The 15,773-nt window shown below is 26.2% G+C and carries 13 protein-coding genes; 6 read left to right on the top strand and 7 right to left on the bottom strand.

What is annotated here, in order from left to right:
* Positions 1–8: 8 nt before the first annotated feature.
* Positions 9–3,371, top strand: a complete 3,363-nt coding sequence (locus T383_RS0101600; protein ID WP_033159933.1) for a hypothetical protein — start codon at positions 9–11, stop codon at positions 3,369–3,371.
* A gap of 82 nt (positions 3,372–3,453) precedes the next feature.
* Here T383_RS0101600 and T383_RS0101595 read toward each other — a convergent pair whose 3' ends face one another.
* From T383_RS0101595 to argF, 7 genes are all read right to left on the bottom strand, one after another.
* On the bottom strand, positions 3,454–4,167 hold the full coding sequence (locus tag T383_RS0101595) for an IspD/TarI family cytidylyltransferase (RefSeq protein WP_033159932.1): 714 nt from the start codon (positions 4,165–4,167) through the stop codon (positions 3,454–3,456).
* A 15-nt stretch (positions 4,168–4,182) separates the two neighbouring features.
* Positions 4,183–4,731 (bottom strand): phosphoribosyltransferase, encoded by a 549-nt coding sequence (locus T383_RS0101590; RefSeq protein WP_033159931.1) that lies wholly within the window; start codon positions 4,729–4,731, stop codon positions 4,183–4,185.
* 1 nt (position 4,732) lies between these two features.
* Positions 4,733–6,034 carry an adenylosuccinate lyase gene (gene purB, locus T383_RS0101585; protein ID WP_033159930.1) on the bottom strand — a complete coding sequence of 434 codons (1,302 nt, stop codon included), beginning with the start codon at positions 6,032–6,034 and terminating at the stop codon, positions 4,733–4,735.
* Positions 6,024–7,313, bottom strand: a complete 1,290-nt coding sequence (locus T383_RS0101580; RefSeq protein ID WP_033159929.1) for an adenylosuccinate synthase — start codon at positions 7,311–7,313, stop codon at positions 6,024–6,026. The genes purB and T383_RS0101580 overlap by 11 nt, the downstream gene beginning before the upstream one ends.
* Before the next feature lie 86 nt (positions 7,314–7,399).
* Positions 7,400–7,597 carry a 50S ribosomal protein L28 gene (gene rpmB, locus T383_RS0101575; protein ID WP_033159928.1) on the bottom strand — a complete coding sequence of 66 codons (198 nt, stop codon included), beginning with the start codon at positions 7,595–7,597 and terminating at the stop codon, positions 7,400–7,402.
* 95 nt (positions 7,598–7,692) lie between these two features.
* Positions 7,693–8,628 carry a carbamate kinase gene (gene arcC / locus T383_RS0101570; RefSeq protein WP_033159927.1) on the bottom strand — a complete coding sequence of 312 codons (936 nt, stop codon included), beginning with the start codon at positions 8,626–8,628 and terminating at the stop codon, positions 7,693–7,695.
* A 4-nt stretch (positions 8,629–8,632) separates the two neighbouring features.
* Positions 8,633–9,661: an ornithine carbamoyltransferase gene (argF, locus tag T383_RS0101565; RefSeq protein ID WP_033159926.1), complete on the bottom strand. Its 1,029-nt coding sequence runs from the start codon at positions 9,659–9,661 to the stop codon at positions 8,633–8,635.
* A gap of 610 nt (positions 9,662–10,271) precedes the next feature.
* Here argF and metK point away from each other — a divergent pair.
* From metK to prmC, 5 genes are all read left to right on the top strand, one after another.
* The gene (metK, locus tag T383_RS0101560; RefSeq protein WP_033159925.1) at positions 10,272–11,411 is read left to right on the top strand and encodes a methionine adenosyltransferase; all 1,140 of its coding nucleotides are present in this window, start codon (positions 10,272–10,274) and stop codon (positions 11,409–11,411) included.
* 108 nt (positions 11,412–11,519) lie between these two features.
* On the top strand, positions 11,520–13,196 hold the full coding sequence (gene argS, locus T383_RS0101555; protein WP_033159924.1) for an arginine--tRNA ligase: 1,677 nt from the start codon (positions 11,520–11,522) through the stop codon (positions 13,194–13,196).
* A 273-nt stretch (positions 13,197–13,469) separates the two neighbouring features.
* Positions 13,470–13,775: a 50S ribosomal protein L31 gene (gene rpmE, locus T383_RS0101550; protein WP_033159923.1), complete on the top strand. Its 306-nt coding sequence runs from the start codon at positions 13,470–13,472 to the stop codon at positions 13,773–13,775.
* 74 nt (positions 13,776–13,849) lie between these two features.
* The gene (prfA, locus tag T383_RS0101545) at positions 13,850–14,932 is read left to right on the top strand and encodes a peptide chain release factor 1 (RefSeq protein WP_033159922.1); all 1,083 of its coding nucleotides are present in this window, start codon (positions 13,850–13,852) and stop codon (positions 14,930–14,932) included.
* Positions 14,932–15,768, top strand: a complete 837-nt coding sequence (gene prmC, locus T383_RS0101540) for a peptide chain release factor N(5)-glutamine methyltransferase (RefSeq protein WP_052663982.1) — start codon at positions 14,932–14,934, stop codon at positions 15,766–15,768. Before prfA ends, prmC begins: the two co-directional genes overlap by 1 nt.
* Positions 15,769–15,773 lie beyond the last annotated feature (5 nt).

Here is a 15,773-nt window from a genome sequence, read left to right as displayed (position 1 = left end):
TAGAGAAAATGAAACATAAAATTAATGGGAAATTATTATTGTCCTTGGGGACATGTCTGACATTAGGTGTGGGTTTATCTGTAGGCATTGCTTTTGGTTTGAGTGCAAAAAATAAAGATTTAACTTTGAATAACCAAAGCAATAAGTCAATAGTAAGTGCTAATGTTGGTAGCAAAGTAGGCAAGATCCGTAACTGACATAACACTAATTTTAGTGGCATTGAAGTAACTAATGGTGGATTTATTGCTTTAACTGGCACAAGCTCTATAACTAGAGTTGATACTTTTGGCAATATACTATGAGAATTTGATCCAGAAGCATTATCTAAATCTGATCCAATTACCTATTCTAACTTTGTAGGCAAAAAAGTTGTTGAAGCAGTTGAAGATGAAAGTAATTCAAACATTTTTTACTTGTTGTTGATTCCAAATGCTGCTGCTGATGAATTAAGTGATATTGATAAAACTGACACTATTTATTATGACAACATGGTTGGAGCAAATAATGTTTCTAATCAAGCAACTATTGTTCAAATAACTGAAAGTGTAAATTCTTCTTTGATTGGTGATACTCCATCATTTGTTATAAACAATTCTATTAGTATTGATCCAGAACAAATGGTAATGAATTATCCATCATCTTGAAATAGTACTCAAACTACTAATACATTCTTTAGTAACCAAGATCATCCATCATGATATATTAGCAATAATAGTCAATCAATTAGTAATCCTGGAAATAAGATGGTTATGCCATGAAAACAATATGTTACTAATTTAGGCAATATGTATGCTAGAAATGGTGTTGTTTTTATTTTTGGTGGCAATGGTTCTGTTTATAATGATCCTGAAGCGTTAAGTATTGGAATGTGAAGATTAAATTTTAGTACAAATCAATATTCTGGAATTCCTTATGCTTATGTTTTGGCTGGAATGAAGTATTTTGGTGAAATTAGCAATACTGATCCATACAAATGATGTTATGCTCCAATTGGCCAAACAGATGATTTTAATTATGTTCCACGTTTAGCAGTTGGTGGGGTTCAAAAATCAACCAATTCTAATGGAGATACTTTTTTATACTTAGCAGGTGGAATTACTGTTGGTCAAATTGCCAATTCACAAACTCGCGATGCCGGCATTAAAAATCAATCAAGCACTGTAGTTTCTTTACAAGATAAGCGTTCATTGCAATTAACTGGGCAAAATATTGTTTCATCACCTCAAAAACCAGATCGTAACTCTATTGATCCTTGTTTATTGTTCGGGACAGCTCTAAATATTGATACATTAGAAGTTGTTCAAGTTTCATCTACAACTAAAATTTCCAATGTTAATAACATACTTTACAATAATAGTTATTTTGATATTGGTGGAACAGTTGGAACAAGTTCTAGTATTGGAACATATTATTTCTTTAATGATATGAGAAACCATGAAGTATTTGCAGGATATGAGGACCCTAAAGATGTTCCTTTATTAGATGAAAAAGTTCCAATTTATAAGACAGAAGCTCAAAAGATATCTCATAATGAAGGGCAAAGACGTAGTTTTAGTTACAATTTAAAACCAGTTTTCAATTTTGGTTCAGTTGAATATATTACTGAAAACACTTGTAATTCAGATGGAACTGTTAATGATGCAGTAAGATTAGGAACATCTAAGGCTTCTTATTCTTATAACCTTACACTTTTAGCTGAAAATGCTCAAAATTATTACTATCCAACATTATCATATGGTTATTCATTAAAGAGTGTATCTTCATTAACTAAGGTTAAATCTACAACTTCAAAAGGAACACTAAATGGTTATGCAATGCAAGTTGGTAAATCAATCTTGTACTTAAATGAGCCTAAATTTGATGACCTTTCAATTATTTCTCATGGACCATCAACTGTATCAATTGGTGATAGCAATCTTGTAGGGAAAGCATATTATTCTAGTTCAGAATATATTTACAAATATAACGCATGAGATAATCAAATGGATTATACATACCGTGCATTTAGTTCTTCTGGTAATTACTTAAATGATAATAGATTATTAAGCATGGGTGTTGGTGAGTATATAGCTGGTATTAAGGAATTTAATGATACTGTTCCTACTATAGCATCATCATTTAAAATTGCAAATGATCCTTATGGTTCAACAACTAATATGTACACACGTGATGCTACTTTATCTTGAAATACTTTCACAGGTTTAACATCTATTCAAGGTGGAGCTTTTGTTTCAAGTAGTTGATTCAATCCAACAAATAACAATACTCAATTTTTAGTAACAGGAAGTCCTTTAATTACAGAAACTGATCCTAATGCTTTAACTCAAAATTGAACTTTTAATGAAGGCACTAAAAAAGCTTGATTTGAAAATTGTGATTCTAGTGTTACTACAAATAATAATACAACTCAAACATTACAAATAGTTCCACAATATAGAAATGTTGATTCAAGTTTACAAAGTATTAATAATTATTTTTTAAATACTACTTCTACAATTGCAAAAATAGCAATTCCTATGAGAACAAAATTTGATTCTAGTGAATCTAATTATTTATTTGGACAAACAAGTAGTGGTTCAGGATTATCTTATTGTGAAATGGGATCAGTTTATAACATTCCTAATCAATATAATATAGTTGATATAAACAATAGAGATACTATTTTAGGACAAGGAAACTTTTTAGATACTTTGAGTAAGGATTTTGTAACTAAAAAAATAAATAATTATCTTGAAGCAGTTCCTTTATCTACAGTTACTAATAATCCTAGTGATACAACTACAGTTAAAATAATTAATTCAGAAAATCTGTCCAATTTCTTTAAAGTAATAAAATTACCTAAAGTTAATTCAAATACTCAATTAAAATATGGGTCAGTAATTATTATGGCTCAAGAAGGAACTCAAAATAATTGAATTTTAACTCCTTATTCTTGAAATGAAATTTCAAGTAGATATGAAATTATGCCTAAAGATTCTAGCAACACATTGAATATTTGAGATTCTAGTATAGCAGGTTCAACAGTTGTTCCTCCATCAAATCCAGCAACTCCTGTTGCTCAAGAATTAGATGGTTGAGTAGTACCAGTAGCTTCAACAGTCCCTTCTTTAATATTTGTTGGTGTTTGTGTTACAATAATTCTTTTTGCTTTTAGTCATAAAAAAACTGAAAATATGAAAAAGAAATTGCTAAAGAAATTTGTAGTTCAACAACAACCAGTTTCAAATAATTCTTTGAACATTCAAGCAAAAAAACAATTACCTCATAACTTTGTTTCTAAAAATAATATTAAACATTTCCCAAAAGCTAAAGCACCTGTAAGAAGAACTATTAATACAAATGCTCCAATTAGAAATTTTTCTGTTGCTTAAATAAAGTTTATCTTTGTAATAAAAAATAGTTTTAAGAGAAAACACACCCTATCTGTAATTTAAACATGTATGGGGTGTGTTTTTATTTTCTTTGGGTCATTTTGTAAATAAAGTTAGCTAATTTTAAATCTAATTCATTTGTTATTTTAATATTTTTATAATCACCTTCAATTCAAATTACTTTATGTTTAAATTGTTTAATTAATCCACAAGCATCTGTGTGCTTGAGTAAAATTTTATTGTTGCTATGCATATAAATTTTTTTAGCTATTTTTCAGTTAAAACTTTGAGGTGTTTGTTCTAAAATTAATTTGTTGCGATTTAAAATGCTTGTTAATCAAAAATTTTTATTTAATTCTGCTACAGTATCATTAGGTTGAATGCCTGTGGAACAAGCTCCATATTTTTTAGCATTTTTAATGTTATTTAAAATGATTTTTTTACTAACAAATGGCCTTGCTGCATCATGAGTCAATAAAATATCATCATTATTTAATTTTTTATTTTTATTTAATCAGATAATAGCATTTTTTAAAGAAAGATTTCTATTGGATCCTCCAATACAAATATCTATGTAGGCAAATTTATTTTTTAAATTATTAATAATTATTTGTGTCTCTTTTAAATATTTTTTATTTGCTACGACTAATATATGTTTTATTTCTTTAATACAAAATTTTTGGATAGCTAAACTTAGAATTGAATCATTCTTATTTAATTCAATAAATTGTTTAGGAATTTTAAAGTTTTTTAACCGTTTACCTTCCCCTGCAGCTAAAATAATTACATAATTCATATTTTAATAAATGTTTTATTTTTGATATTCTTTTTTCAAAATGCCTACATATGGTAAATTACGCCATTTGTTATTGCAATCTAGACCAAATCCAACTATTCATTTATCAGGTAATATCAAAGGCGAAAAAAAGCTAATATTTTTTTTATTAAGTTTATTTTTTTCTTTTTGAAATAAACTAACTAAAGTTATTGATTTAGCCTTTCTTTTATTCAAAATGTCAATTAAAAAATTCAAAGTGGCTCCGCTATCTACAATATCTTCAATAATAATTACATTTTTATTTTCTACATTGTTACTAGTATCTAAAATTATTTGTGGAATTGTTTGATTTGTTCCTTCAACATAAGATTTGACAGCAAAAAAATCTAGTAAAATATTTCCATTTAAAAGAGGAATTAAATGGCCAGCAAATGGCAAAGAACCTTTTAATACACTTATTACAATATATTCATTATTAGCTTTTATTATTTTTTCATTTAACCATGAAGCACATTTATTGATCCCTTCAATAATATCTTCATAAGTAAAAATAATTTTTTCAATAATTGGATTTATATTCATCTTATTCTCAAATCTTTATTATACTTTCAATTAATTTAGGTATGTGTCTAATATGGTATCTAGGTTCCATGTATGATTTTATATTTTTTAATTCAATAGGTTTTGATATTTTTGAATTTATTATTTTAATTATTTCATCAATATTTTTGGCATTATTGATGTATTTTTTTATTATTTCATAAGCAACAATACGATCCATATTATGTTCTTTTATTAAATAAAGCATTATTGTTTGAGCGTATATTTTAGGTTCTGATTGCGCCAAGTTATCCAACATGTTTTGTTTGTTTACAACTAAATTGTTTAAGACTTGGTTAAATTTTCTTAATATATATACAACTAAACTTAAAAAATCTTGATTTAAAATTCTTTCAGTTGATGAATGTGATATATCTCTTTCATGTCACAATGTTATATTGTCATATATTGTTGATGAATAGGACTTAATGATTCTTGATAAACCACAAATATTTTCACAGTTTATTGGATTCTTTTTTTGTGGCATAGCAGATGATCCTTTCTGCTTTTTACCAAAACCTTCATTTAACTCATTTACATCTTCTAATGCTAATAATCTAATTTCATTAGCAAAACTAGATATTAAATTAATTAGTAAAATTAATGAACTGAAGTAATATGCATGGCGATCTCTTGATAAAATTTGAGTTGAAATGGTTGCTGCATTTAATTTTAATGATTTACAAACATATTTTTCAAACTCTATATTTGGCAAATGAGCATAAGTACCAACTGCCCCACTAATTTTTCCCACTTCTATTAATTTAGATATTTCTTGAAAATTTTGTTTAGTTCTTTGAAGTTGATCAAATCAATTAATTAATTTAAATCCTAAAGTGGTAGGCTCTGCATTTTGTCCATGAGTTCGGGCAAGCATAATTGTGTATTTATGTTTTATGGCTAATTTCTTAATAATTTTAATAACTTGATTTAATTCATTTAAAATAATTTTATTTATTTCTTTATATAACATTCCATTTGCTGTATCAACAATATCAGTAGAAGTTATTCCATAATGGATTCACCTTTTTAAAGGAGTTTTTGTAAGTTTATTTAAAGATAAAATAAATGCAAATACATCATGTTTTGTTTCTTTTTCATATTTATTAGTTAAATTTAAACTTCATTGAATTTTTTTATTTAATTCTTCTCATTCAGTTTTTGTAATAAATTTATACTTATATAAACCATTAATAACAGCCAATTCAACTTGAAATCATCTTTTCAATTTTTCATTATCGCTACAAAGATAATCTATTTCTTTTATTGCATATCTAGAAATCATTATTATTGCCAACTTTAATTGTTTGATTTTTATTTGCTCCAACTGAGATAAAAGCAATTTTTACATTTAAAAATGATTCAATAAATGACAAATATTCTTTGCATTTGTTTGGTAAATCATTGTATGATGTTATTTTTTTTATTGGTTCTAACCAACCTTTAAAAGTTTTATAAATAGGAACACATTTACTATATTCATCGTTATTAGATGGAACAAAATCAATTTTTTTATTGTTTAATTTATAACCAATGCAAGCTTTAATATTTTTTTGTGTATCCAAAACATCTAATAATGTAATTGCAATAAATTTACAACCTGATATTTTTATTGTGTGTTTTAAAGCGACTAAATCAATTCAACCAATTCTTCTAGGTCTTTTTGTAACTGTTCCAAATTCATTTCCAATTGAACGAATTTCTTCACCTATTTTATTATCTAATTCAGTTGGCATAGGACCAGATCCAACACGTGATAAATATGCTTTAACAATACCTAAAACAGAATTAATTCTATTAAATTCCAAACCAGAACCTGTATAAGCTGATGTTAAGGGATTACTAGATGTAACATATGGATATGTTCCAAAGTCTAAATCTAGCATTCCTCCTTGGGCCCCCTCAAACAAAATTTTTTCATTTTTTTCAATAGCTTGATTTAATATCATATTTGTATCTGCTACAAACTTTTTAATTTTTTGTCCTAATTTAAAATATTTTTCAGCTAGTATTTTTGCTTCAAATTTAGATTCGTTAAAATGTTCAAATAAAATATTTTTATCTAAAAGAGCTATTTGAATTTTTTTTGTTAATGAATTTAGATTAAATAAATCAGATATTCTTATTCCTACACGATTAATTTTATCACTATAACAAGGCCCAATTCCTCTTTTAGTTGTGCCAATAGAATTTTTTCCTTTTAATTTTTCATTTATAACATCCATTAAAATATGATAGTCCATTATTACATGTGCTCTATCAGATATATAAAGGTTTTTTATTTGAATTTTATTTTTTTTTAAATAATTTATTTCATCTAATAATGTTTGAATATTAATTACAACGCCATTACCTATTATTGAAGTTTTATTTTTATAAAAGATACCTGAAGGAATTAATCTTAAACTATATCTTTTATTTTTAATTTGAATACTATGACCAGCGTTGTCTCCACCTTGATATCTAACTATATAATCATACTTATCTGCTAAGATTTCAGTAAATTTACCTTTGCCTTCATCGCCAAATTGTGTTCCTATAATAGTTAAACAATTATTTTTCATATTTAATCCTTATTATTTTTAATAAAAATGAAAATACAGTAAGGCACCCTTGTGAGCACATTACTGTATTTCATTTTTTTATTACATTAAGCTAAACGGTTTTGTTTTTTTAAAGTTCTAATAGTTCTAGCACTAACTTTTACCTTAGCAATTTTACCATCTTCTGTTTTTATTTTAACGTTTTGTAAATTTAAATTTCAACGACGTTTAGTAATATTTAGTGCATGGGACCTACTATTTCCACCTAGTGGTCCTTTATTTGTTAATTCATCTTTTCTTGCCATAAAAATGAACCTTTAATACCTATTAATTTTCAAGACATTTAGAATTATAAACTAATATCACTAAAAATAATCAAGCAAAATATGTAAACACCAAGTTATGCAGTTACTTTAGTTCCAATTTTACCAGCTAAAATCTTAGATAAATCTTTTAAATCACCAATGTATGCAACACGTTTTTTATTTTTTTCAACAAATTTAATTGCTGCTTCAACTTTTGGTTTCATGCTTCCAGCAGCAAATTGTCCATCTTTAAGATGTTTTTGTAATTCTTTAACAGTTACATGTTTTAATGATTTTTGATTTGGTTTATTAAAATTAATTGCTACATAATTTACTGCTGTTAAGACAACAAAAATATCTGCATTTACCAAATCAGCAATTTTAGCTAGAGCAAAATCTTTATCAATCACACCGTCTACGCCAACATATTTTTTGTTTTTGTTGATAACAGGTATACCACCACCACCACCAACAATAACAGTAGAGCCATTATCAACTATTTTTTTGATTGTATTTATCCCTAAAAAATTAACTGGAGCTGGACTTGGAACAACCTTACGATACCCTCTGCCAGAATCTTCTATAATTTCACTACCAGGATTTTGTTTTTTAGCTTCAGCTAAAGTTTTATAAAATGGTCCAACTGGTTTTGTTGGTTTTTTAAAAGCAGGATCTTTATCATCAACAATAGTTTCTGTTAAAAAGTATACAACTTCACTTTTTATTTTGTTTTCTAAATATGCATTTGTTAAAGCTGTTGTTAAATGATAACCAATATATCCTTGGCTCATACCACCAGCTTCAGGGAAAGGTACAGAAGGATTTTTTTGGTTAAAATTATTTGCATCAGCAAAAGCATTGTAAATCATTCCAACTTGTGGACCATTACCGTGCCCTAAAATAATTTGATATTTTTCTTTAGCTAATTTAGCAATAATTTTTGCAGGAAATTGAACTAATTTAAATTGTTCTTCTGGTGTATTCCCTAGAGCATTACCACCCAATGCAATTACAATTCTTTTTCCGGCCATAGAACTAATAACCTATTGTAGCTAAAATGATGGCTTTAATTGAGTGCATTCTATTTTCAGCTTGATCAAAGCATTTATTAAATTTGGATTGGAAGACTTCATTAGTTACTTCCATTGCACCTGTTGCAACTTCAGGGTGTTGAGAACCAAATTGATTTTTAATTTTCATTGAAAATTCAGTTTGATCATCATGGAAAGCAGGAAGACAATGTAAGAAAATAACCCCTGGTTTAGCAGCTTTAATCATATTCATATCAACTTGGTATGCTTTTAATTCTTGAATACGAGTTGCAAATAAACTAAAGTCCTCACCTAAAGATACTCAAACATCAGTGTAGATAACATCAGCATCTTTAGCAGCTTTAATTTTGTCAGTTTCAAAAGTTAATGAACCACCATTTAATTGAAACAATTTTTGAGTTTTTTGAATAATTTCAGAATCAATTTGACTCTTATAGCTTTCTGGACCAGCAAGAACAACATGCATACCATAAAAGGCTGCACCAATTACACAAGTCATTGCAACGTTATTTTTAATGTCTCCAGCGAAAACAATTTTTTTGCCTTTTAAATCACCTAATTGTTCTTGCATAGTCATTAAATCAGCAATCATTTGAGTTGGATGTTCTTTTTCACTTAATCCATTTCAAATTGGAACTCCAGCATATTTAACAAATGTATCTACATCTGCTTGTCTAAAACAACGGAATTCTATACCATCATAAAAACGACCTAAAACTTTCGCTGTATCTTCTACAGATTCCTTTTTACCAAAATTAGAACCCGCTGAACCAATGTAAGTACAAGAAGCACCTAAATCTGCTGCAGCAACTTCAAATGAACACATTGTTCTTGTTGAATCTTTTTGAAATAAAATCACAATATTTTTACCAACTAATGGTCGATTATTTTTATGTAAACCTTGATATTTAGATTTTTTCAAAGATATTGATAGATCAACTAAATACTTAATTTCTTCTGTTGTGAAATTTAGAGCTGTATCTAAACTTCTACCTTTCAAATTTACTGGCATTAATAAACTCCTTAATTTTAAGTCTAAAACTTACTAAATAAAATGTTAACCTTAGTTTGTATGCTAAAAGTTAATTTAACAATTTGGTTAAATTGCCAAGATTATTTTATAACTAAATATAAAAAATCAACAATCTAATTTCACTTATTATTTTTTATTCATTAAAATTTAAATTTTCAAAATAATGGGAACATATTTTGTATAAATATCTAGTTTTGATCAATTTTTTTTGTCAATTTTAAAAATGTTTTAATCGTGGTTTTTAAATTATTTTTAAAATACCTAGATTAAAATTTTAGTCAAGGCAAATAAAAAATTTTATTTATGAGGATTTGTTAATTTAAAAACTAGTGTTTTTTAAAAACACAATATATTTAGGATAAATTTTATAAATTTGGATTAAAAAATAAAAAGTTCTAAAGATTTAAATTTAAGAAAATGTCTATATTGTATGAATTATTACTTTTTATAAGTTATTTAAGTGTAAATATTTTTCTTTAAGAAACTACTTATTAAAGGATATTAAAATTTATATAAACTGAACCAATTTAAAAAGATAATTTATCAAATAGAATTTTAATATAATTACTTTATATTTAAAGAGATTGATATGCTAAAACTTAAAACTAATAGACAAGGAAAATTTACAAGCGAGTCAGTAGGTAAAGGACATCCAGATAAAATCTGTGATCAAATTGCTGATGCAGTTTTGGACCATATTTTAGAACAGTCACCTAATAGTAGGGTTGCTTGCGAAGTTTTAGCTAGCAATCGTTTAATTTTAATAGGAGGCGAAATTACAACTAACAAATATGTAGATGTTGTCAAGTCTGCTTGAGAAGTTGTTAAGCCACTAGGATATACTGAAAATGATTTTACAATTATTTCAAATATTAATGCGCAATCTATAGAAATTGCCAAATTAGTTAACCAAAAAAACGGAAAACTTGGAGCTGGCGATCAAGGAATAACAATTGGATATGCAACAAATGAGTCCAAATCATTTATGCCACTTGGGACTTTATTAGCTAATGATTTACTAATAGAAGTCAATAAATTTCAATTAAATAATGATTGAATTAAGCATGATATGAAAAGTCAAATAACATTAGAATATTCTGATGATAAAGTAGATATAAAACAAGTTATTTTAGCAATTCAACATGATTCAAAAGTTAAATTAGATTATTTGCGTGATAAGATAATTAAATGTGTTATTGCACCAGTTTTATGGAAATATAAATTTATTAATAAATTAAATGATATAGATAAATCAATTTGTTTAATTAACCAATCAGGAACTTTTATAGTAGGTGGGCCTATTGGAGATACAGGTTTAACTGGCAGAAAATTAATGGTAGACACTTATGGTTCATATGCACATCATGGTGGAGGAGCATTTAGCGGCAAGGATTATACAAAAGTTGATCGTACCGGATCATATTATGCTCGTTGAATAGCAAAACATATTGTAGCTTTAAATTGAGCAAGTGAGTGTGAAGTTAAATTATCTTGAGCAATTGGAAAATCTAAACCTATTGATTTATCTATTGACTGTTTTAACACAAACACAAAACCTATGAATGAAATTAATAAAAAAATTGCTCAGTTTTTTAATTATTCCTTAAGTGAAATTGTAGATTTATTTGCAATGAAAAAAATAAAGTATTTACCATATTCAGTTTATGGACATTTTGGTAGAGATGAATCGCCTTGAGAATCATTAAGTTTAATAAAAAAATTAGTTTAATTTTTCAATATATAAAATTTTGTTATTCATAGATTAATTTTTATTTATCAAATACTATAATTAAGTACATATGATATACCTTAATTACATTATTGTGAGTTTATTTTTATGAATTATCTTTTTATTAAAAAATTTATTGATAATGCATTAAAAAAATTAAATTATAAAAATATAAATCAATATTCAATTGAACATATAAAAAAAATTGAATTTGGAGATTTTGCCACTAATGTTGCAATGATTATTGCTAAAAGGATAAATAAAAATCCGATCCAAATTGCTGATGCAATTGCAAAAGAAATAAAAAAAAATAGCAATAAATATTTTTCTAAAATTGAAATAGCAAAACCTGGATTTATTAATTTCTTTATTAATCCTAATTTTTACCAAAATATTTTAAAAAATTTTTTAACAGGAACATTTAAATTAAAAATGCTTCCAAAAAATAAGAGAAAAAAAATTAATTTTGAGTTTGTTTCAGCAAACCCAACTGGTTCATTACACTTAGGTCATGTCAGAAATGCTTATGTTAGTCAAACATTATTTAATGTTTTAAAAATTTTGGGGCATAAAGTTATTAGTGATTATTGGATTAATGATATGGGATCTCAAGTAGATTTGTTTGAATTGTCATGTTTATGTCGCTATTTAGAATTACAAGGCATAAAAAATGATTTTCCTAAAGATGGCTACAAAGGAAAAGATCCATATGAAATAGCTCAAAAAATGAGCGAAAAATTTGGTAAGAAATTTGTTAATGCAAAATACAATGACTTAATGATTGAAGATAAAAAGGTTAAACAGATTGTTAACTCTTTTGCAATTGGTTGTATGTTAGATCAAATAAAAGCACATCTTAAAATGATTGGTGTTTCTATTAAACTTTGAACTAGTGAATACAAAATTTACCATTCAGGCATTTTGGAAAAATTATTGAATGGTTCTTTAAAAAAATACGTTTATACAAAAGATGGTGCAACATGATTAAAAACAACATTATTTAAAATTGATGATAAAGATCGAGTAATTATCAAAAAAGATGGTAGCAGAACATATATGCTAACTGATATTGGTAATCAATACAACAAAAAATTAAATGGTTTTGATTTGTTTTTACATGTTTGAGGTTCTGATCATGAAGGACATGTAAAAAAAATGAAATCAATTATGCCCATGATTAATATTAAACCAGAAGTTTTAGAGGTTGTTTTAATTGAAATGGTTAAGATAGTTAATAATGGCCAAGAGGTTAAATTATCTAAACGGTCTGGTAATGCAATAACAATTCCTGATATGCTAGAAATGATGTCAGTGGACACTTCAAGATGATATATTCTTGCACAAGCACCTAAAACTAAAATTGTTATTGATTTAGCAAAAGTTTCTAAAACAGATAATACAAATCCAGTATTTTATGTTCAATATGCTCATGCTAGAATTTCTCAATTGCTTAAAAAAGTAAAATTAAAAGATAAAAGCATTCCTAAGTCTTTTACAACATTAACTTCTAATAATGAAAGAACCATAATTAATATGTTGTTATCATTGGAATCTATTATTCATTTAGTTGCTAATAATTATGAGCCTCATAGATTGACAACATATTTACATGAATTAGCTAAGGTGTTTCATGCTTGATATAACGAATGTAAAATTAAAGACATAGTAGACTTGTCTGAAAAAAAAGAAAAATATTATTTAGCTAAATCAGTAGCAGTTACTATTAAATTTGTTTTAAAGATTTTGGGGATTTCAGCACCAACACAAATGAAACACTTACAATAAAATTCTTACTTATAAGTTAAATTATTTGCTAGAAAATAATATGTATTGCAAAAAGTAAATTTGCAATTTTAACTAAATTTAAATATTTTTGATTTTGTTATTAAAATTGCACTAAATGCTTTCAAATAAATTTAAAAGGTCTTACAATAAACAAAACACATATTCATTTTTGTCTTTATTGCTATATAATGTACTAGTTAATTAAATTATATTTTTATGAATGAATTTTTGCTTTAAGTAAAGGTTCTTTATACTTTCAATAAAGGGTTATTTATGAAAAAAGGTATTCATCTAGAAAGTACAAAAACAATTTTTACATGTGCTTCTTGCAATTCTAAATTTGATATTACTTCAACATTGTCAGCTACTGAAGTTACTATTGATATTTGTAGCAAATGCCACCCTTTTTACATTGGAAGTACATCACAACAAACCATTAAGGGTCGTGCTGAAAAATTATCATCTAAATTTGCAACTGGTAAACAAGTTATCTCAAAACCATCTTCATCTAAAACAATTAAAGAAAAAACAACATTAAAATCTAATTCTAAAAAAGCTAAAAGTTTGGAAGATCTTTAAGTTATAAATTTTTGGCAAAATAGTATTTTATACTATTTTTCCTATATACTTAATTTTTATCGTTGGTCATCTAAATGGAATATAATAAGCAACTTTTTGCAGCTTTAAAAAATATTCAAGCAAATGCAATTAAACTTGAAAATGAATTAGAAAATATTTCAGGCAACAATATTAAACGTGCTCAAGAAATTAATCGTGAATTAAAGCATAAACGTTTGTTATTGTCAAAGTTTGAATTTTATGAAAAATTAATAAATCAAGGTTTAGAAGCTGAGAAAATATTTAATGATTCAACTTTAAAAGATTTTTATGTTATAGCTCAAAAAGATTTAGATGAATCCAAAAGTAAAATTCCAGATTTAGAAAATGAACTTAAGATTTTATTGCTTCCTATAGATCCTAATGATGATAAATCAGTTATTGTTGAAATTAGACCAGCAGCAGGTGGTGATGAGGCTTCCATTTTTGTTGGCAACATATTTGACATGTACAAAGCATATTGTGATTATCAAAAATGAGAAATTAAAATTTTAGAATCTCAAACTACTAGTGTTGGCTATGGTTTTATTGTTTTTGAAATTAATGGCGAAGATGTTTATGCTAAAATGAAATTTGAATCAGGTGTTCATCGAGTGCAGCGGGTTCCTGCCACAGAGGCTAAAGGTCGTGTTCATACTTCTACTATAACTGTTGCAGTATTACCACAACAAGATGAAGTAGAAATTCAAATTAATCCTAGTGAGTTACGTGTTGATACTTATCGTGCATCAGGAGCCGGTGGTCAACATGTCAATCGTACTGAATCTGCTGTTCGTATTACACATATTCCTTCAGGGATAGTTGTTTCATGCCAAGAAGGCAAATCGCAAATTTCTAATCGAGAAACTGCAATGAAAATGTTGCGAACAAAATTATGAGAAAAAGCTGAAAGTGAAAAAAATGAAAGTTTATCCTCATTAAGAAGATCTCAAGTTGGTAGTGGCGATAGAGCAGAAAAAATTCGCACTTATAATTATCCACAAAATCGAGTTACTGATCATAGAATTGGATTTACACTTAATAACTTAAGTGATTTTATGTTAGGACATTTAGATTCTATTATTGAAGCACTTAGAGCAAATGAACAAGCTCAAAAGATGCGAGAATTTGCTTTATAATGACTTTTTTAGAATTACAAAATAAGTTTAATTATCTAGATAAAAATAGTTTTAATTTAATTATTTTTTATTTATCTAAAAAAGTAAAAAAAAGTTCTGATCTAATTTTTTATAGAAACACAGATATTGATTTTTCATTTAATTTATTTAATAAATATTATCAACTGCATTTCAACAAACAATATCCTTTGAGTTATATTACTAAAAATGCATTATTTTATGGACATAATTTTTTTGTTAATAAACATGTTTTAATTCCAAGAAATGATACTGAAATTATTGTAGATAAATTTATTAGTGCAGTAAAAAAAACTAATTACACTAATAAAAATATTTTGGATCTATGTACTGGTAGTGGTTGTATTGCATTAAGTTTGTCAAAAGTATTTCCTAGTAATTGTATTTATGCCACAGATATTAGTAACTCATCATTAAGAGTAGCTAAAATAAATAAAAAAAAATTAAATTCCAAAAATGTAATTTTTTTAAAAAGTAATTTTTTAAATTGCTTAAATAAAATTAACAAATACATCGATTATCTTATTTGTAATCCGCCTTATATATCATTAAATGATAATAATGTTGAATTTAGTGTAAAAAAATATGAACCTAAGAAAGCATTATTTACTCAAAAAAATGGTCTAAAATTTTATATAGATTTTGTGAACTATATTTTAAAAAACAATTGAAGGCCAACCATTTGTTGTTTTGAATTTGGTTTTAACCAACAAGAAAGTATTAGTAAATTATTAGAAAAAATTTCTTTTTTTTACAATATTTCTTTTTTTAAAGACAATAATAAAGTAGACAGAGGTTTTTTATTAACTAAAAAATAAAATAT

The sequence above is a fragment of the Mycoplasmoides alvi ATCC 29626 genome (assembly GCF_000701785.1).
In the GTDB taxonomy this organism is placed as follows: Bacteria; Bacillota_I; Bacilli_A; order Mycoplasmatales; family Mycoplasmoidaceae; genus Mycoplasmoides; species Mycoplasmoides alvi.
This window is presented reverse-complemented; position numbering and strand designations above follow the sequence as displayed.